The 17,842-nt window shown below is 70.1% G+C and carries 18 protein-coding genes; 7 read left to right on the top strand and 11 right to left on the bottom strand.

The genetic code is table 11. The annotated features are described in order from the left end of the window. The first annotated feature begins 2 nt into the window (after positions 1–2). Positions 3–650, top strand: a complete 648-nt coding sequence (locus tag ACLJPX_RS05565) for a DUF4865 family protein (protein ID WP_410599026.1) — start codon at positions 3–5, stop codon at positions 648–650. On the opposite strand, the gene ACLJPX_RS05560 is transcribed toward ACLJPX_RS05565, so the two are convergent. Then, a complete protein-coding gene (locus ACLJPX_RS05560) occupies positions 587–1,747 on the bottom strand; it encodes an SWIM zinc finger family protein (protein ID WP_410599025.1) in 1,161 nt (386 codons plus the stop codon). The two genes, ACLJPX_RS05565 and ACLJPX_RS05560, sit on opposite strands and share 64 nt — an antisense overlap. Then, positions 1,744–4,461, bottom strand: a complete 2,718-nt coding sequence (locus ACLJPX_RS05555) for a DEAD/DEAH box helicase (RefSeq protein WP_410599024.1) — start codon at positions 4,459–4,461, stop codon at positions 1,744–1,746. The genes ACLJPX_RS05560 and ACLJPX_RS05555 overlap by 4 nt, the downstream gene beginning before the upstream one ends. Before the next feature lie 69 nt (positions 4,462–4,530). Here ACLJPX_RS05555 and ACLJPX_RS05550 point away from each other — a divergent pair, with 69 nt between their 5' ends. Continuing rightward, positions 4,531–5,325, top strand: a complete 795-nt coding sequence (locus tag ACLJPX_RS05550; protein WP_410599023.1) for a TetR/AcrR family transcriptional regulator — start codon at positions 4,531–4,533, stop codon at positions 5,323–5,325. Positions 5,326–5,504: 179 nt separating this feature from the next. Here ACLJPX_RS05550 and ACLJPX_RS05545 read toward each other — a convergent pair whose 3' ends face one another. The 5 genes from ACLJPX_RS05545 to ACLJPX_RS05525 are packed head-to-tail and all read right to left on the bottom strand — an operon-like array spanning position 5,505 to position 9,037. Then, positions 5,505–5,735: a hypothetical protein gene (locus ACLJPX_RS05545; RefSeq protein ID WP_410599022.1), complete on the bottom strand. Its 231-nt coding sequence runs from the start codon at positions 5,733–5,735 to the stop codon at positions 5,505–5,507. 6 nt (positions 5,736–5,741) lie between these two features. Further along, entirely contained in the window at positions 5,742–6,293 is a 552-nt protein-coding gene (locus ACLJPX_RS05540; protein WP_410599021.1) for a hypothetical protein, read from the bottom strand. Then, a complete protein-coding gene (locus tag ACLJPX_RS05535) occupies positions 6,277–7,677 on the bottom strand; it encodes a hypothetical protein (protein WP_410599020.1) in 1,401 nt (466 codons plus the stop codon). Before ACLJPX_RS05535 ends, ACLJPX_RS05540 begins: the two co-directional genes overlap by 17 nt. Then, entirely contained in the window at positions 7,674–7,961 is a 288-nt protein-coding gene (locus tag ACLJPX_RS05530; protein WP_410599019.1) for a hypothetical protein, read from the bottom strand. Before ACLJPX_RS05530 ends, ACLJPX_RS05535 begins: the two co-directional genes overlap by 4 nt. 38 nt (positions 7,962–7,999) lie before the next feature. Then, positions 8,000–9,037, bottom strand: a complete 1,038-nt coding sequence (locus ACLJPX_RS05525) for a hypothetical protein (RefSeq protein WP_410599018.1) — start codon at positions 9,035–9,037, stop codon at positions 8,000–8,002. A gap of 83 nt (positions 9,038–9,120) precedes the next feature. On the opposite strand from ACLJPX_RS05525, the gene ACLJPX_RS05520 reads away from it, so the two are divergent. Both ACLJPX_RS05520 and ACLJPX_RS05515 read left to right on the top strand, forming a co-directional pair. After that, a complete protein-coding gene (locus ACLJPX_RS05520) occupies positions 9,121–10,254 on the top strand; it encodes a glycosyltransferase (protein ID WP_410599017.1) in 1,134 nt (377 codons plus the stop codon). Then, positions 10,251–11,375, top strand: a complete 1,125-nt coding sequence (locus ACLJPX_RS05515) for an RNA polymerase sigma factor (protein WP_410599016.1) — start codon at positions 10,251–10,253, stop codon at positions 11,373–11,375. Before ACLJPX_RS05520 ends, ACLJPX_RS05515 begins: the two co-directional genes overlap by 4 nt. A 106-nt stretch (positions 11,376–11,481) precedes the next feature. Here the strand turns inward: ACLJPX_RS05515 and ACLJPX_RS05510 are convergent, their stop codons facing one another. Continuing rightward, positions 11,482–11,973, bottom strand: a complete 492-nt coding sequence (locus tag ACLJPX_RS05510; RefSeq protein WP_410599015.1) for a DUF1772 domain-containing protein — start codon at positions 11,971–11,973, stop codon at positions 11,482–11,484. Positions 11,974–12,005: 32 nt separating this feature from the next. After that, positions 12,006–12,833 carry an NmrA family transcriptional regulator gene (locus ACLJPX_RS05505; protein WP_410599014.1) on the bottom strand — a complete coding sequence of 276 codons (828 nt, stop codon included), beginning with the start codon at positions 12,831–12,833 and terminating at the stop codon, positions 12,006–12,008. Positions 12,834–12,914: 81 nt separating this feature from the next. On the opposite strand from ACLJPX_RS05505, the gene ACLJPX_RS05500 reads away from it, so the two are divergent. Continuing rightward, positions 12,915–13,853, top strand: a complete 939-nt coding sequence (locus ACLJPX_RS05500) for an AraC family transcriptional regulator (RefSeq protein ID WP_410599013.1) — start codon at positions 12,915–12,917, stop codon at positions 13,851–13,853. Here the strand turns inward: ACLJPX_RS05500 and ACLJPX_RS05495 are convergent. Then, a complete protein-coding gene (locus tag ACLJPX_RS05495; protein WP_410599012.1) occupies positions 13,832–14,785 on the bottom strand; it encodes a helix-turn-helix transcriptional regulator in 954 nt (317 codons plus the stop codon). The genes ACLJPX_RS05500 and ACLJPX_RS05495 overlap by 22 nt on opposite strands. A 131-nt stretch (positions 14,786–14,916) precedes the next feature. Between ACLJPX_RS05495 and ACLJPX_RS05490 the strand changes: the two genes are divergently transcribed. Continuing rightward, entirely contained in the window at positions 14,917–15,573 is a 657-nt protein-coding gene (locus ACLJPX_RS05490) for an SDR family NAD(P)-dependent oxidoreductase (RefSeq protein WP_410599011.1), read from the top strand. On the opposite strand, the gene ACLJPX_RS05485 is transcribed toward ACLJPX_RS05490, so the two are convergent. Beyond that, positions 15,553–16,356 (bottom strand): pentapeptide repeat-containing protein, encoded by an 804-nt coding sequence (locus ACLJPX_RS05485; RefSeq protein WP_410599010.1) that lies wholly within the window; start codon positions 16,354–16,356, stop codon positions 15,553–15,555. The genes ACLJPX_RS05490 and ACLJPX_RS05485 overlap by 21 nt on opposite strands. Before the next feature lie 270 nt (positions 16,357–16,626). On the opposite strand from ACLJPX_RS05485, the gene ACLJPX_RS05480 reads away from it, so the two are divergent. Further along, positions 16,627–17,808, top strand: a complete 1,182-nt coding sequence (locus tag ACLJPX_RS05480) for a S8 family peptidase (protein WP_410599009.1) — start codon at positions 16,627–16,629, stop codon at positions 17,806–17,808. Positions 17,809–17,842 lie beyond the last annotated feature (34 nt).

Raw genomic sequence — 17,842 nt, 5'->3', positions numbered from 1 at the left:
GCATGCATGCGATGCAGTACGAGATCACCCTCCCCGCCGACTACGACATGGGCATCATCCGCGAGCGCGTCGCCACGCGCGGGCATCTGCTCGACGACTTCGGCGGCCTGGGGCTGAAGGTGTACGGGATCCGCGAGCGTGGTGTCGACGGCTCGACGCTGAACCAGTACTCGCCCTTCTACCTGTGGCACGACGAAGCCGGGATGAACGCCTTCCTGTTCGGCGGCCCGTTCAGCGGCATCGTCGAATCGTTCGGGCGTCCCGCCGTGCAGCACTGGACCGTGCTCGGGTTCGACGAGGGACCGGCGTTCGGCACTCCCCCCGCCGCGGCGGGAAAGCACGTCGTGTCCATCCCCGCCGAGAGCGACCCTGTCGCCTTCCTGGGCGAGGCTCTCGATGGGCTTCGTGAACACCTGCGGCAGGACGGCGCGCATTCGGGGGCGCTGGCCGTCGATCCGCGGACCTGGCAGGTGGTGCGCTACAGCCTGTGGCGTGACGAGGCGCCGGAGTCGGACGAGGTCCGGTACCGGATCCTGCACCTGTCCTCGCCGCAGCTGGACGAACTGCGGCGAGGACGGCAGTGGGATCAGCCGAGCAGTGCGGCGAACAGCGCGCCGGGATCGGTTTCGGGCGGCCCGGCGGGCCACTGATCCCGGTACGGGTACCAGAGTCCGTCCTTGCCCAGGCGCACCTGCACCCCTGTCCCGTGGACGGTGCACTGGTTGCGTTCGACGTCCAGGCCCTCGCCGGGATCGTCGACCACTTCGGCGAAGGCGGCCCGTGCGCGGCCCATCGCCTGCGACGGCGGTGTCCACGCGGTCTCCAGGACGTCGAGACCGGCCCGGCCGCCGTGCCGCCAGGCGAGCACCGCGCGGTCGAACTCCTCACCGTTCTCGGCCGGGCGCAGCCGGTCGGCGGTCTCCGGACGGGTCGCGGCGAGACGGACGGCGTCCTGTTTGCGGGTGAGCTTCGGCTGTGACGTCAGCAGCGCGCCCGCCGCCTGGCTCGCGTTGGCGGCCAGCAGGGCGAAGGTCTCCGCGGGGATGCCGGGCGCCCCGGGCACGGTCGGTCCTCCGGCGGGCGCGAACCCGGCGAGGTCCGGCAACGGACCGGGCTCGTCGGCGTAGGCCCGCTCCGGAGGTGTGTCGTCGTCCCCGGTGCGCACGAACCGAGGCGCGTTGCGCCACTGCAGTTCGTCGAGGAGCTCTCGCTCCCCCTTGCCGCGCATCAGCAGCAGCACGAACGGATCCGCGTCGAGCAGCCAGGAGGCCTGGAACGACAGCGCCGCGGCGTGACGGCACGGCAGTTCCCAGCCGGGACAGTCGCAGTCCGGGTCGAGGTCGCCGATCCCGGGCAGCAGATGCACCCCGGCGTCGTCGGCTGCTTCGACGAGGTCGTGTGGCATGTCCCGGTCCAGCAGCGCCGCGAGATGCCCGGCACGGGAGGCGACTCTGTCGAGGAAGCGGTCCCATTCGGTGTCGGTCAGTTCCGCGAGGCGGACTTCGGTGCGGTACTGGCCTTCCTGGTCGTCGACCACGGCGGCGATCCGCCCGGGGCTGACGGTGATCGGGCCGACCCGGCCCCCGGCGGCGTACTTGCGGCCCTGTTTGAGCTGCCGCAGGTCCAGCGCGGTGTCCTCCATCGCGTTGATCCACGCGCGGCCCCACCACGAGCGGGCGAACTGGCCGTGTCCGCCCTGGGCCCCGAAGGCGGGGAAGCCGCGGACGCGATCGTCGGGCGTACTCATCGGCGACTCCTCAACTCGACCAGATCGGCCAGTTCCGCGTCGGTCAATTCGGTCAGGGCGGCCTCGCCGCCGGCGAGTACCGCGTCGGCGAGCGCGCGTTTCTCCCGCAGCATCGCCGCGATCCGGTCCTCGACCGTGCCCTCGGCGATGAGCCGGTGCACCTGCACCGGCCTGGTCTGCCCGATCCGGTACGCGCGGTCGGTCGCCTGGTCCTCCACAGCCGGGTTCCACCAGCGGTCGTAGTGCACGACGTGGTCGGCGTGGGTGAGGTTGAGCCCGGTCCCGGCCGCCTTCAGCGACAGCAGGAACACCGGGACCTCACCGGCCTGGAACCGGCGCACGAGTTCTTCGCGTTTGGGCACCGGGGTACCGCCGTGCAGCAGCTGGGTGGCGATGCCGCGCTGCGCGAGATGCCGTTCCAGCAGCCGTGCCATGGCCACGTACTGGGTGAACACCAGGACCGCGCCGTCCTCGGCGAGGATCGTGCCCAGGAGCTCGTCGAGCAGTTCGAGCTTGCCCGACCGGCCGTCCAGCACCGCTTCCGACGGTTCCTTGAGGTACTGCGCGGGGTGGTTGCAGATCTGCTTGAGCCCGGTGAGGAGCTTGACGATCCGGCCGCGCCGCGCGATGCCCTCGCTGCCGGCGATCTCGGCCATCAGTTCGCGCACCGTCGCCTCGTACAGGGCGGCCTGTTCGGCGGTGAGCGTCACCGGCCGGTCGGTTTCGGTCTTGGCGGGCAGTTCCGGCGCGATCCCCGGATCGGATTTACGGCGGCGCAACAAGAAGGGGCGCACCAGCCGGGAAAGCCGTTCCGCGGCCTCGGGGTCCATTCCGGACTCGACCGGTTTCGCCCACACACGGCGGAAGTCGGCCATCGTGCCCAGCAGGCCGGGGGTGGTCCAGTCGAGGATCGCCCACAGCTCGGAGAGATTGTTCTCCACCGGGGTGCCCGTCAGCGCCGCCCGCGCCGACGACGTCAGCGTCCGCAACGCCTTCGCCGTGCCGGAGCGGTGATTCTTGACATGCTGGGCCTCGTCGGCGACCAGGAGTCCCCAGTGGACGCCTCCCAGCGGTCCCGGGTCGACGCGCAGGGTGCCGTAGGTGGTGAGCACGAAGCCGTCGCCGAGTTCGTCGAGCGAGCGCTCGGTGCCGTGGAACCGCCGCACCGGGACACCGGGGGCGAACCGGGTGATCTCCCGTTCCCAGTTCCCCAGCAGCGACGCCGGGCAGACGACCAGCGTCGGGCCTTGCGCGCGGTGCAGGTGGAGCGAGATCAGCGTGATCGTCTTGCCGAGACCCATGTCGTCGGCCAGGCAGCCGCCGAGCCCGATCGACGTCATGGCGGTGAGCCACTGCAGCCCGCGCAACTGGTAGTCGCGCAGGGTCGCGGCCAATCCCCGAGGCGGGGACTGCGGTTCCGGCGGCGCGAGCAGTCGTTCCCGCAAGGCGGCGAGCCACCCGTCGGTGAGGACGTCGACGCGTTCGCCGTCGACCTCGGCCGTCCCGCTCAAGGCGGCGCCGAGCGCGTCGATGGGAGTCAGCGGTTTCAGGGCGCGATCGCGGGCCTTGGCCGCCAGTGCCGGGTCGACGAGGACCCACTGGTCGCGCAGCCGCACGACGGGCCGGTGGGCCTCGGCCAGCGCGTCCATCTCGGCCGCGGTGAGCGGGGCGCCGCCGAGGGCCAGCTGCCAGTCGAACTGCAGCAGGGTGCCGCCTGCGAAGAACGACGGCAGGTTGTCCGGCGGTGCGTCACCACCGCCGACGACGGCTTTCGCGCTCAGGTCACGGGCGAGATCGGCAGGCCAGTGCACGTCGATGCCCGCCGTGGCCAGCACGGGCGCGGCGGTGGTGAGCAGCTCGGTGATGTCGGTGTCGCGGAGCCCGACCTCGTCGGGGACCGCCGCGCCGAGCAAGGGTTCCAACGGCGGCCACAGCTGGGCCGCGCGGCGCAGGGCCAGCATCACGTCGATGCGGGCCCTCGGGCCGAAACGGTCGTCGCCGGACCAGAGCGCGGCGGCGTCGATCAGGACGCCCGGATCGGCGAGGCTGTGCACCTGGACGACCCCGGTGAAGCGGCCGCTGGTGAAATCGTCGCCGGGTGCCTCGATCCGCACCGAGACCCGGACCCCGGAGTCCAGTCCGGCCGCGACCTCGGCCGCCCAGTCCCGCAGCTGCGGGACGCGATGCGAGGGCGGGGCGGCGAAGGCTTTGACGCCCGCCGCCTGCGCGGCCGCGGGCGTGCGGGGAAGGGTGTCGGCGACCGCGTCGAGGAACGCGCGCAGCAACGGATACCGGGCGGGCAGCAGATTCCCGTCGCCCGGGATCGCCCGTGCCCGCGCCGGCATCGCCTCGGACAGTTCACGCAGCCAGGCGGCATCGGCGGGTTCCAGAGGACCCGCACGCCAGGCGTCCACATCGGACTCCGTGACCCCGGGAAGCAGCCTGCCCGCCTCGGCGAGCTTCAACGCCGCCGTAGCGGCCGTGCTCCAGAAGCGCGCCGAGGAGTCTTCACTCGTGCGCAGCCGCAGGAGGGCAGGGAGCGCTTCGGCCATCGGAAGCCGGACGCAGGGCACCGTGGCGACCTCGGGGAGGGCGACTGTCACCTCCCCGGTTCCCGGCGTGTCCCCCTCGGCGTTCCAGAAGACGAATCCGCTGGTCCGGGCCGGAATCTTCGGTTCGAACGCGACACTGTCGAAACCGTCGTGAGACGTCACTCAACCCCAATCTCTGTACGGTGTACAGTTCAGGATAGCACAACTCTGTACACCGTAGAGAGAAGCGGGATGACGGACGCGGACCACACCGGCACGGGCGATCCACGACGAACCATCGAACTGCTCTGGGGCGTGCGGGGAAAACCCCGCCGCGGCCCCAAGCCGAAGCTCACCGTCGAGGAGATCATCACCGCCGCGATCGAACTCGCCGACGCCGAGGGGATCACCGCGCTGTCGGTGCGCCGGGGCGCGGAGAAACTCGGCGTCTCCCCCATGTCCATCTACACCTACATCCCCAGCCGCGCGGAACTGCTCGACCTGATGATGGACCGGGTGCACGGCGAGCTGACCGACCCGCCGCCCAGTCACGACTGGCGGGTCACGATGACGATCCTCGCCGAGGACGCCTGGGCGATGTACCACCGGCACCCGTGGATGCTCCAGCTCACCACCAGCCGTCTCCCCCTCGGCCCGCACACCTTCGCCAAGCACGAACGCGAACTGGGCGCAGTCGACGCGATCGGGCTCACCGATCTGGAGATGGACGCCGTGGTCGCGATGGTCAACGGTTTCGTCCAGGGCATCGCGCGGGGTTCGGTCGAATCGGCGAGTCTCGTGCGGCGGTCCGGGCTGACGGATACGGAGTGGTGGACGGCCAGCGCCCCGGTGCTCGCGGAGATCCCGGAAGCCGACGCGGGGCTGTTCCCGCTGGCGGCGCGGATCGGCCAGGCGGCGGGAGAGGCGCACGGCGCGGCGAGCGCGCCGCTGCACACGTTCCGGTTCGGGCTGGCGCGGATCCTGGACGGGGTCGAGCAGCTGGTGACCGGGGAAGCGCAAGGGGCGGAACAGGAACTGCCTTCGTGAGCGGTAAGTGCGTTTAGGGCGAGCCTGGCGTGCTCGTGCCGTCTTTGGTTCGCAGGGCAGGTGTTGTGAAAGCCACTTTCGCAACGTTGAAGGTTGGGAAAGTGGCTTTCACAACGGCGTTGTCCTGGGGGATCCCGTTCCTGGCCGGGGATGAAGGGTCAGACCGTGTGGCCTTCCCCTCAAGATGCTCGATCGCGGCGCCGTCGCAGCCAGCGGTACAGCAGCCACAGTGCCAACGCGACCGGTGTCAGGACCGCCGCGAACAGGATTCCCGCGAACATTCCATAGCCGTGCGGATCGGAGGACACCCCGGTGGCGCTGAGCACCACCATGCCGACCAGCAGCACGATCACCGCGGCGACGCAGGCGAACGCGCCGAGCACGACGCGCCGGATAACTGGCCTGTCCATAGAACATCACTCCGGGTCGGGAGTGCAGATGGCCAGGAACGACTTCCGGTTCTCGCGTTGAACGTCCGCGACGTCCATCCAGCCGCGCTCGCCGAACAGGTAGCTCCCGGCCGGGTGCTGGGCCGACTCGCGCAGCACCCGGGCGACGTCGGCCTTGGCACCGTTCGCTTGCGGGCCGTCGACGGTGACGGCGATCGAGCCTGCCGTGGTCCAGTCGTAGCCGGTGGGCAACGGCGTCTGGACCTGGAGAGGCCCGTCCGGTGACGATCCCTCACCGGTCCTCAGCAGGTCCAGGCGTTCCACCCGCACCCCCGGCTGTGGCGCGGTCCACACCTGCTCCGTGCTCTGCTGGGTACCGGAGTCGAAGGTCAGTCTCAGGCGGATGACGCCCTCACACGGGGTACCGGTCCACAGCTTCAGGACGCCGCCATCGACGCGGAACCCGGCCGCGGGCGGCAGCGAGGGCGCGAACTGCGCCTTGGTGTCGCACGCCCCGGTCACCGCCGCCACGAGCAGGGCGGCGCAGGCGGCGCGCGGCCACTTAATGGTATCCACCATCGGAAAGTCCAGCGTCTTCCTCGGTCTCGTTGCCGCCGGTGATCTGCTCCCACGCGTAGGAGGCGAGGAAACCCGTATAACCTTCGCGGCCCCATTGCTGGGAGTGGCGCTCTTCGTGGTGCAGCAGCCGGTCCATGTCGAGCGATCCCTGGGAGGCGCCGTTGTCATCCTCGTACCAGGCGTGGCCCGACTTCGCGACCTCACGAAGCTGTTGCGCCGGATCCTTCGGGTCGTCGATGTTCAGCATGAACGTGTCGCCCCACGTCGTCCCGCCGCGTTGGCTGAACTGGTCCTGGATGAGGTTGCCGCCCAGGCCCATCATCATGCCGTTCGGGGTGGTCACCAGCCGCCCGCCGTTGTCGTGCACGAAGCCGACATCGTCGTCGTAGCTCCAGGAATTCTCCCGTTGCCGCTCGGTGATCCGCCGCAGTTCCTCGGATCCGTAAGGGGTCGGCGCGAAGTCGGTCTTTTCGCCTTCGGTGCCGTAGTCGGTGCCCGCGTTCATGATGTAGGTCATCCGCACCGCCTTGGCGGCGTCGTCCCCGCTGATGTCGGTCGGCATCAGGAAGTACGACTTGAAGGTCCCGTCGCCGTCCTCGTCCTCGCGGATCTCTTCCATCCCGTCCAGGACCTCGAAGTCCTCCGGCGTGATGTCGTGGTCGTCGGCGATCTTCTTGATCGTGTCGATCGGCACGCCCCGGAGTACGGCGTTCTCGAGCCACTGCCGGTAATGGCCGGACGCGGGCGGCCCGCTCAGCAGCCCGGCGTCGCGCAGCGCCTGTTCCATGTCGATCACCTGGGCGTCGATCTCCCCGCCCTTCTTGGCGCCGGCCAGGGTGGTCGCTCCGTGGTCGCTGATCTCGCCGTCCTGCGCCAGCCGCATCACCCGGGCGAGGGCGGCGTCGATGTTGTTCGCCGTGGTGAGGATCGCCTTGGTTTCCTGCTCCAGCTGCTTCCTGATGGTTTCGCGGTGCCGGGCGGTCTCGGCGCGGTCTTCGGCCTCGAACCGCGACTTCGGCGGAGGGTCGGCGGGTTTGCCGTCCACGATCGCGCCGTCCGCGGCGATGCGGAACTGGTAGGTGTCGGCGAGGGAGTCGTTGTTGGCGACCCGGGTCTTCAGGGCGGACACGTCGTCCGACGCGTTCTGCAGGCCGCGTTCGACGGCGGACAGCTCCGCGATCAGGATCTCGGCCTTGTTCCGCGTGTCTCCCAGCGAACCGCGGGCGCGCTCACCGGCGGGGCCGTGCCAATCGGGCAGTTTCCTGGCGTCGTCGAGTTCGTCCTGCAGCCCGATGAGTTTGTCCCGCCGCCCACTCAGGTTGGTGGCCGACGCGTTGAGCGCCTCAGCGTCCCATTTGCGGACGTCGTCGTACCCGACCGTCATTCCCCGAAAGCCTCTTCCGCGGAGCGCTCGTTTTCGGAGTACGCCTTCGCGGCCGCCGTGATCGAGTCGCTCCACTGGTCGATCTCGTCGGCCCGCCCCTTCGCGCGCTCGTTGAACGTCGAGGCCAGGGTTGGCGCGCTCTTCGCCGCGTCCCCGCCCGGCAACGCCGTCGCTATCGCGTCCAAGCCGGTACCGGGTTCCACGCCTCTGGCCTGGTCCGCGGCGGATCCCGCGGCCTTGGCCGCGTTCCGCAGCTGACCGATCTCGACCTCGTACCCACTCACCGCCCGCGACCCCCAACCCCTGGATAGGTCAGCGGACTCTACTTGAGCTCCGAAGCCTCCACACCCGATTCGGGCGAGAGAACGGGCGCCTCCTCCACCACCGGCGGGCGGGCGAGTTCGGCCAGCTGCCGGACGACGTCGTCGTACCGCGCCTGATCGGCGACCGCGCGGGCCTGCGCCCGCTCCAGTTCCTCACCCAGCGCCGTCGCTCGCGCCTCGGCGAGGCTCCTGGCCGTGTGTTCTTCCGCGAGTGACGCCCGGGCGCGATCCAGATCTCCGCGCAAGCCGGTGGATTCCGCCCGTGCGGCGGCACAGTCCTTTTCGGACACCGTCACCCGGGCCTTCGCCTCGTCGAGCCGGTCCAGCAGGGCTTCGAGTTCGGCCACCGCGCGGGCCAGAGCCGTGTCCCGCTCACCCAGATCCGCGGTCAGTCGCGTCTTTTCCTCCCGGACGGCCGCGAAGTCCTCACGCAAGGTCCGGAGATCGGAGACCAGCGCGTCGCGGGCGCGTTCGGCCGCCACGGTCGCGGCTTCCGCGGCGCCTCGGGCCCGTTCGTGGGCGGCGATCTCGGTCCACGAACGCTGACGGGTCTCCTCGGCGTCCTTCAACGCCTGCTCGGCCGTGCGTTCCGCCTTGGCCTTGGCCATCTTGTCGTCGCGGGACGCGGCCAGTGCGGTCGCGCGCGCCGTGTCGGCCTTCGCCGCCGCCTGCTGGGCGTCCTCGGCCTCGCGTTTGGCCGTGGCCGCCTCGTTTTCCGCTTCGGTGACCCGGCCCAGCGCCGCCTCGGCGGCGTCGTCGAACCGCGAGCGCATCGCGTCGAGCAGCTCCACGAGCGACGCGGCCGTCGGGGTGAACTCGTCGGCGATGCGGCGGACCTCGAGCAAGGGATCGGCCACGCTCGCCACCGCGGCGGCACGGCGGGCCCGCGACGCGGCGTCGGCGTGCGTCTTACTGCAGTAGGCCGAAGGCCGCCCGCCCTTGCGTCTTCCCTCGGCGTCCACCGCGGGCGGGGGCAAGGGGTTCTCGCAGCCTTCCAGCGCGCACAGCCGGACTTCGTCGGCGTCCGTATCGATCACCGCAGCAGGGTAGCGCTGCCCCGTGGGGTGGGAAGCGGGGCAACGCCGGGAAAACCGTTGGACCCGCCGATAGGGTCGACTTCGTGCGTGTTCTCTTCACTTTCGCCGGCGGCAACGGTCACTTCCGGCCGCTTCTCCCGATTGCCCGCGCGCTCGTCGAGGCGGGCCACACCGTCGCGTTCACCGGCGAGCCGATGATGGTCCCGATCGTCGAGGCCGCCGGTTTCCCCGCTTTCCCGTCAGGCCCCAACCTCGGCAGCAAGGGTGAACGGCACCCGTTGCTCCCCGTCGACAAGGATCGCGAGGACGCCGACCTGCGCGACGGCTTCGTCCGCCGTACCGCGCCCCGCCGCGCGGAAGACGTCTTGGCGCTGTGCGAACACTGGTCCCCCGATCTCCTCGTCTGCGACGAAGCCGATCACGGCGCGATGATCGTCGCCGAAAAGCTCGGTCTCCCCCACGCGACCGTCCTGGTCACCGCCACCGGCGCCCTCATCCGCGCCGAACTGATCGACGACGCGCTCAACGAGGTCCGCGCCGCCCACGGGCTTCCCCCGCAGCGGGACCTGGAGATGGCGACCCGCCACCTCGTGCTCTCCCCGTTCCCCGCGAGCTTCCGTGATCCCCGGTTCCCGCTGCCGTCGACCACGTGGCCCTTCCACACGCCCGTTCCCGGCCGCGGCCCGGTGCCGGAGTGGCACGTCGAAGGCCGTCCGACGCTCTATTTCACCCTCGGCACCATCTTCAACACCGAGTCCGGCGATCTGTTCGCCCGGGCACTGGCCGGTCTGCGGGACGTCGACGCGACCTGTGTGGTGACCGTCGGGAACCTCATCGACCCCGCCGAGTTCGGTCCGCAGCCGGAGCACATCCACCTCGCGAAGTACCTGCCGCAGGACGACGTCCTCCCGTACTGCGACGCGGTCCTCAGCCACGGCGGCTCCGGCAGCCTGCTGGGCGCGATCACGCACGGCTTGCCGATGGCACTGCTGCCCATGGGCGCAGACCAGCCCCACAACGGCGACCGTGTCACCGAACTCGGGCTCGGCACCGTCCTCGACGTCATCCACGCGACACCCGAGGACATCCGTGACGCCGTGACCTCCGCGCTGCGGGAACCGTCCTATCGGGACGCGGCCGAACGGCTACGGGACGAGGTCACCGCGTACCCGCCGCCGGAGAAGACCGTTCCGCTGCTAGAGGGCTTGCTCGGGTGACCACCGAGCTCGACACCGCGATCACCCTCGCGCTGCACACCTGGCCCCGCGACGGTGTCCCGGCGAAACCCGGTGCCTGGCTCACCACGACCGCGCGCAACCGCGCCACCGACCGGATCCGGCGGGAAGCCGTCGGCGCGGAGAAACTGCGGGAAGCCGCCGAACTGACCGCGCCCGCCGAACCGGAATGGGACGAGAGCGGCGTCCACGACGACAGGCTCCGCCTGATCTTCACCTGCTGCCACCCCGCCCTGCCGATGGAAGGCCAGGTCGCGCTCGCACTGCGGACGCTGGCCGGGCTCACCACCGCCGAGATCGCCCGCGCCTTCCTCGTCTCCGAGGCGACGATGTCGCAGCGCCTGGTCCGGGTGAAACGGAAGATCCGCACCGCGGGCATCCCGTACCGCGTGCCGCCGTCGGCTCAGCTGCCCGAACGCACGGCCGCCGTGCTGGGGATGCTGTACCTGCTGTTCAACGAGGGCTACTCGGCCAGCGCGGGCACCGATCTGCTGCGGACCGACCTGTCCGCGGAGGCCATCCGCCTAGCCAGGATCCTCGCCGGACTGATGCCGGGCGAACCCGAGGTCCTCGGCCTGCTGGCCCTGCACGACGCCCGCCGGGCCACCCGGGTCGACGGCGAGGGCACCCTCGTCTCGCTCGAGAACCAGGACCGTGGCGGCTGGAACACCGCCGAGATCACCGAGGGCACCGAACTGCTGGAGACCGCGCTCCACCGGGGAGTACCGGGGCCGTACCAGATCCAGGCCGCCATCGCCGCCTGTCACGCGACCGCGGCCCGCGCTTCCGACACCGACTGGGCCCAGATCGCCGCCCTCTACCGGGAACTGCTGCGTTTCGTGCCCTCGCCGGTCGTCGAGCTGAACCACGCGGTCGCCGTGGCGATGGCCGAAGGCCCCGAGACCGGACTCGGACTGGTGGACAAGCTCACCGCGGACGGAACTCTCCCCGGCTACCACCTGCTTCCCGCGACCCGCGCGGACCTGCTCCGGCGTCTCGACCGGTTCGAGGAGGCGGCGGAGGCCTATCGCGAGGCGCTGACGCTCACCGGTACCGAGGCCGAGCGTGCCTACCTGACGGGGAAACTCGCCGAAATCTCCTGACGCCGGGAGGTCGGCATCGAGACGGCGCGTTAATGACCGAGCATGAAAGGGGCCTTCAAGACGTTTTCCGTCCTGAAGGCCCCTTTCACGACACTCGTGGAGCGGATCAGGCGCGGGCGTGCACGATCAGCCCGCCCACCAGAGCGCCGAAGCCGCCGATCGCGGCCAAGGTCCGGACCAGGTTCCACCGTTCCCAGACACCCTCGAACTTCGCCCGCAACGCCTCGAAGTCGGTGTTGGCGCCGTCGAAGCCGGCTTCGAGCGCGTTGTTCAGTGGCACGTTGATCGCCATGGTCACGATCAGCATCACCAGCAGCAGCACGAAACCCGCGATGATCCACGGCAGCGCCGACCGCAGCTCCGATCGGAAGTGCAGTGCCGCCGCCACCGCGGCGAGCAGAGGCGCGCCGCCGAAGCTCAGCGCGAACCAGCCGTTGAGGATCGCGATGTTGATCTCCCGCATCCCCGTCACGTACGTCCGTGCGTCCGCCCGCGCCAGTCCCGGCATGACCGAGCACGTGTAGGCGTAGAACAAGCCCGCGATCAACCCCGCCGCGATGACGGCCGCGATCAGGACGATCTCGCTGAGCGTGGACATTCCCGTCGCCTCCCTTCCGATTCCCGTTCGTTTCATCGATTCCAGACCCCAGTGGCCGCGGCCTTCGCGGCGTAGTCGGAGAAGTCCCTCGCGGGCCTGCCCAGCACCTTCTCGACGTCACCGGTGAGCGAGGAATTCCGGCCGTCGAGGATCCGCGTGAACAGGTCGGTCAGGCCCTCGATCTCCTCCTCCGGCACGCCCTGTTCGGCCGCGCCCGCGGCGAACTCCGCCGCGGAAACCGGAACGTACCGGACATCCCGCTCCGAAGCCTTGCCGATTTCCGCCGCCACGTCCGCGAAACCCAGCAGCCGGGGGCCCGTCAGCTCGTACACCCGGCCGTGGTGCCCGTCGGTGGTCAGTGCCGTCACGACGACGTCGACGATGTCCTCGACGTCGATGAACGGCTCGGTCACCTGTCCCGCCGGAAGCACGATCTCGCCGGCGAGCACCGGCTCCAGCAGGAAGTGCTCGCTGAAGTTCTGGGCGAACCAGCTGGCCCGCACGACCGTCCACTCGGCACCGGAGTCACGGACACCCTGCTCGCTGACCACGGCTTCCTCCTCGCCGCGGCCGGACAGCAGCACCAGCCGCCGGACCCCGTGTTCCACGGCCAGTTTCGAGAAGTCGCGGATCGCTTCGGCCGCGCCGGGGAAGGCGAGGTCGGGGTAGTAGGTCAGGTAGGCCGCGCCGACCCCGGTGACAGCGGCGGTCCAGGTCGAGCGGTCGTCCCAGTCGAACGCGGGCCGAGATGCCTTCCGCACCTCGATGCCCCGGTCGGTCAGCTGCTGCGCCACCCGGCGTCCGGTCTTGCCCGTCGCTCCGAGGACCAGGACCGTCTCGTTGTTCTTCGTGTTTGTCATGGCACTAGTCAAGCGCCTCAGGATGAGACGGAACATAGTTCAAAGGCTCTGTTCCATGTTTCATCGTCTACACTTTGCCGCATGGATCCCCTCGCCGGTCTGCTCGACGGACCCCGCGCCCGCGGCGCGTTCCTGCTGAAGTCGGTCATGACCCCGCCGTGGTCGCTGCGCATCGAGGACGAGGCGCCGCTCACGGTAATGGCACAGGTCCGTGGCGAATCCTGGGTCGTCCCCGATCGCGGGGACGCCGTCCGTCTCGGCACCGGCGACATCGCCATCGCCCGCGGACCGGACCCGTATCTCGTCGCGGACGACCCGGCCACCCCGCCGCAGGCGATGATCCTGCCGGGACAGGAATGCCTGACACCGGACGGACAGCACCTCACCGAACTGTCCGACCTCGGCGTCCGCACCTGGGGCAGCGACCCGGACGGCCCCGTCGTCCTGCTCACCGGCACGTACCCGCTGGAAGGCGAGATCAGCAAACGGCTCCTCAACGCGTTGCCGTCGCTTCTGGTCGTCCGGAACGAAGAGTGGGAGAACCCACTCGTGCCACTGCTCGCCGGGGAGATCGTCAAGGACAGCCCGGGTCAGGAAGCCGTCCTGGACCGCGTGCTCGACCTGCTGCTGGTCGCCGCGCTGCGGACCTGGTTCGACCGGCCCGGTGCCGCGGCACCGGCCTGGTACCGCGCGCACAGCGACCCCGTCGTCGGACGGGCGCTGAAACTATTGCAGCACAAGCCTTCCGAGCCGTGGACGGTGGCGAGCCTCGCGTCCGACATCGGAGTCTCCCGGGCCGCGTTCGCCCGAAGGTTCACCGCCGCGGTGGGCGAACCGCCGATGGCCTACCTCGCGAGCTGGCGCATCGCGCTCGCCGCGGACCTCCTGCGCCAGCATCCCGACGTCACGATCGGCGCTGTCGCCCGGCAGGTCGGCTACGGCAGTTCGTTCGCGCTCAGCACCGCGTTCAAACGCGAGCACGGCGTCAGCCCGCAGGGTTACCGCACCGGCGTCGCGTAGCGCTCGACCAGTTCGGCGCCGATCCGCGCGAGCTCGTCCTGGACCGAGGGTGGGCCCACTACCTCGATCATCGAGCCCCAGCCCGCGAGCTGCTGGGCGATCATCCACGCCACCGGCGCCGACACCGTCACCCGCACGCGTCCGTCGTCGAGTGTCTCCTCGACGACGGACTGCCGTCCGAAGTGGTCCTGCAGGATCGGCAGATGCCGCTCGGCGATGAGCACGGTCGCGTCCAGTCCCGAACGGCGCTGTTCGACCTGGTCGACCACCTGCTCCCAGGCCCGCGACAACTCGAAGTCGTCCGGGCGCCCGGCGGGCAGGTCGCTCACTTCGGCGTCGGACATGCGATCCACGCGGAAGGTGCGCTGGCCCTTGTCGGTGCCCGCGATGAGGTACCAGATGTCGTCCTTGTCCACGAGCCCCCACGGATCCACGACCCGCTCGACCGGTTCCGTGCCCTTCTTCGCGTAACCGAAGCGGACCTTGCGGCGGCGGACGATCCCGGCCTGCAGCACGGTGAGCAGCTCGGGGCGTTCCTTTTCCCGTTCACCCCATCGCGACGGGTCGATGACGACCGCGTCCGCGGCGGCCTGCGCGTCGGCCCGGAAGGTGTCCGGCAAGGCACGGACCAGTTTCCGCAACGCCGACTTGACCTCGGGAGAGACCGACGCCGCCGGCCCGGCGAGCAGGAACAGCGCCTGAGCCTCCGATGCGGACAGTCCACTGAGGTCGGTGCGCGCGCCGCCGATCAGGGACCAGCCACCGCCTCGTCCCGGCTGCGGGTACACCGGCACGCCCGCCGCCGACAGTGCCTCGAGGTCGCGCCGGGCCGTGGCGATGGAGATCTCGAGTTCGTCCGCCAGTTCGGAAGCCGTGACGCGGCCACGGGCCTGCATCAGCAGGAGGGTGGCCACCAGGCGATCGGCACGCATGGGCCCCAGTCTCGCAGCCAAACCGCTCATCCGATGCGCACTTTGCCCGCGTTCCGAGGACGAAACGCGCTTGACCCTCACACTGATGTCAGGCTTTAGGGTCGGCCGCGACCGACCTCGAAGGAGCAGACATGGCAGGCACAGTGATCATCGGCGCCGGACCGGGCATCGGCCGCTCGGTCGCACTCCGGTTCGCCCGGGAAGGGTCGCCGATCACCCTGGTGGCCCGCAGCGCGGCGACGCTGGATCCGCTGGCCGCCGAGATCGGGACCGCGCTGGCGCTCACCGCCGACGTCACCGACGAGAAGTCCCTCAAAACCGCTCTCGACACCGCGGGACGCGAGCACGGTGAGCCCGACGTCGTGGTCTACAACGCCGCGATCATCCAGGCCGACACCCCCGGCGAGCTGTCCGTCGAAGGGCATCTCGCGGCGTGGTCGGTCAACGTCGTCGGAGCGATCACCACCGCCGCCCACGTCGCGCCCGGGATGGCCGAACGCGGTTCGGGCACGATCATCGTCACCGGCGGGATGCCCGAAGCCGTACCGGCCTACACGAGCCTCTCGCTCGGGAAAGCCGGTGTGCGGGCGCTGGTTTCCTTGCTGGACACGCAATTCGGCCCGTCAGGGGTGCACGTCGCGACGGTGACCGTCGCCGGCGCCGTCGCGAAGGAGACCCCGTTCGACCCCGACGACATCGCCGAGCACTACTGGCGGCTGCACACCCAGCCGCGGGACGAGTGGGAGCAGGAGATCGTCCACACAGGACTACCAGTGAGCGGGGTGTGAGAGCGACTCCGGCAGCTTCGTCGTCGCGTCACCCTTCGCGGCGTCCAGCTGCGACTGGATGAGGAAGAGGGCGTCCCGGAAGTCCGCTCCACGGACATCGGCGTCGCGCAGGTCCGCACCGATGACGTCGGCCTGCCGCAGATCGGCGCCCCGCAGATCCGCGCCGATCAGGTAAGCCCCGCGCAGAAGCGCGCCGCGCAGGTTCGCCCCCTTGAGCTTCGCGCCGATGAGGTCGGCACCGCGCCGGTCCTTCTTCTTGCCGGGCACTTCGGCGCGGGCGAGTTCGCTCGCGCGCAGCAGCAGCCCGTTCACCGCGCCCCGGTGCGCGTGGACGTCGAGTTCCCGCAGCACGCCGGGTTTCTCCAGGGTCATCCGCTCGGTCTGGTCGATCATCTCGGCCAGACCGGGGCGGACCGGCGCCGACGACGGGAGCGCGGCCGCCTCGGTGAGGTAGTAGAGCAGTTCCTGCAGATCCCGCATGACCGGGAAGACCGCGAACATCGACCTCGCCGTCTTCGGCGCTTTCCGCCAGTCCTCGCCGCCGAAGGTGATCTGGGAGACCTTCTGGCCCGCGCCGAAGCAGTCATAGACCGTGCAGCCGGTGAAACCCTTCGTGCGGAGCTTGTCGTGGATGCCGCACCGGGAGTCCCCTCCCAGATTCGGGCACGCTTGGCCCGCCGGTTTGGTGATCGCGAAATCGGCCGACGCCGCGAAGGCCGGGACGACACAGCACAGGCCGAAGCAGTTTTCGCAGTCGGCTCGCAGGCTCGAAGGGACTGGCACGGTGGTTCGGACTCCAGATGCTCGAGAGGTGTTCCACCCACAGGGTACGGAGGGGCCGACGTGCACATTCCGTGCAGGGCACCCGCCGCCAATGGCCGCCAGACGAAGGTCGGGTCCTGCCCCATTCAGTCGATATCGGACATGTCAAACGCTCAATAACCTCGATCTTCGTGGGATTCGGCAGGTGCCGTCCCATGCGGTCGAGCTGGACCGCCTTTCCGCCGCTGTGGTCTTGACCGGCCGGTCCCCTGCGAACGACAGGACGAACACATGCGAGAGATGAGACAAGCGCGTTGGCTGTCCCGTGCCGGAATGGCGAGCGCGGTCGCGGTGGCGATCAGCGTCACCGCCGCTCCCGCGCAAGCCGCCGAGGGACAGATCCTCGCCGCGGGATCCCCCGAAGCGATCCCGAACAGCTACATCGTCACGCTGAAGGACAGCGGCGTCGTGGACACGCTGGCCAGCCGCTTCGGCGCGAAGGTGGAGCGCGTCTACAGCAGCTCGCTCAAGGGCTTCTCCGCGACGCTGTCGGAGAAGCAGGCCAAGCGGCTCGCCGCCGACCCGACGGTGGCGTCCGTCGAGCAGAACCAGGTCGTCCACGCGGACGCGACGCAGGTCAACCCGCCGTCCTGGGGTCTCGACCGCGTCGACCAGCGCAACCTCCCGCTCGACAAGAGCTACAGCTACACCTCCACCGGCGCCGGCGTGAACGTCTACGTCATCGACACCGGTGTGCGGACCAGCCACCAGACCTTCGGCGGCCGCGCCCGCAACGGCTACGACTTCGTCGACAACGACGCCGTCGCCCAGGACGGCAACGGCCACGGCACCCACGTCGCGGGCACCATCGCCGGTTCGCAGTACGGCATCGCCAAGGGCGCCACGATCTACGGCGTCCGCGTCCTGAACAACTCCGGCAGCGGCACCACCGCCGGCGTCATCGGCGGCATCGACTGGGTCACCAAGAACCACGTCAAGCCCGCCGCGGCGAACATGAGCCTCGGTGGCGGTGCCTCGACCACCCTCGACGACGCCGTCCGCCGGTCGATCGCCGCGGGCGTCACCTACGGCGTGGCCGCCGGGAATTCCAACCAGAACGCGTCCGGCTTCTCCCCCGCCCGCGTGACCCAGGCGATCACCGTCGGCTCGACCACCAACACCGACGCGCGGTCCAGCTTCTCCAACTACGGCAGCCTGGTGGACATCTTCGCGCCGGGTACGAGCATCACGTCGTCGTGGAACACCAGTGACACCGCGACGAACACCATCAGCGGCACCTCGATGGCGACCCCGCACGTGGTCGGCGTCGCGGCCCGCTTCCTGCAGAACAACAAGACCGCCACACCGGCGCAGGTGGCCACCGCGCTGATCAACGCGGCCACCCCGAACAAGGTGACCAACCCGGGCTCCGGTTCCCCGAACCGGCTCCTGTACTGGGCGCCGACCGCCTGATCGCGGTCCCGCACCTGAAATGAACGGGACTTTC

This window comes from Amycolatopsis sp. lyj-90 (assembly GCF_046549035.1).
Taxonomy (GTDB): domain Bacteria; phylum Actinomycetota; class Actinomycetes; order Mycobacteriales; family Pseudonocardiaceae; genus Amycolatopsis.
This window is presented reverse-complemented; position numbering and strand designations above follow the sequence as displayed.

Excerpts from the sequence above, each read along its gene's own strand:
- ACLJPX_RS05495 (WP_410599012.1), bottom strand. The coding sequence starts at position 14,785 with ATGCGTGCCGATCGCCTGGTGGCCACCCTCCTGCTGATGCAGGCCCGT.
- ACLJPX_RS05540 (WP_410599021.1), bottom strand. The coding sequence starts at position 6,293 with ATGGTGGATACCATTAAGTGGCCGCGCGCCGCCTGCGCCGCCCTGCTC.
- ACLJPX_RS05490 (WP_410599011.1), top strand. The coding sequence starts at position 14,917 with ATGGCAGGCACAGTGATCATCGGCGCCGGACCGGGCATCGGCCGCTCG.
- ACLJPX_RS05500 (WP_410599013.1), top strand. The coding sequence starts at position 12,915 with ATGGATCCCCTCGCCGGTCTGCTCGACGGACCCCGCGCCCGCGGCGCG.
- ACLJPX_RS05560 (WP_410599025.1), bottom strand. The coding sequence starts at position 1,747 with ATGAGTACGCCCGACGATCGCGTCCGCGGCTTCCCCGCCTTCGGGGCC.
- ACLJPX_RS05510 (WP_410599015.1), bottom strand. The coding sequence starts at position 11,973 with ATGTCCACGCTCAGCGAGATCGTCCTGATCGCGGCCGTCATCGCGGCG.
- ACLJPX_RS05505 (WP_410599014.1), bottom strand. The coding sequence starts at position 12,833 with ATGACAAACACGAAGAACAACGAGACGGTCCTGGTCCTCGGAGCGACG.
- ACLJPX_RS05480 (WP_410599009.1), top strand. The coding sequence starts at position 16,627 with ATGCGAGAGATGAGACAAGCGCGTTGGCTGTCCCGTGCCGGAATGGCG.
- ACLJPX_RS05535 (WP_410599020.1), bottom strand. The coding sequence starts at position 7,677 with ATGACGGTCGGGTACGACGACGTCCGCAAATGGGACGCTGAGGCGCTC.
- ACLJPX_RS05565 (WP_410599026.1), top strand. The coding sequence starts at position 3 with ATGCATGCGATGCAGTACGAGATCACCCTCCCCGCCGACTACGACATG.
- ACLJPX_RS05545 (WP_410599022.1), bottom strand. The coding sequence starts at position 5,735 with ATGGACAGGCCAGTTATCCGGCGCGTCGTGCTCGGCGCGTTCGCCTGC.
- ACLJPX_RS05550 (WP_410599023.1), top strand. The coding sequence starts at position 4,531 with ATGACGGACGCGGACCACACCGGCACGGGCGATCCACGACGAACCATC.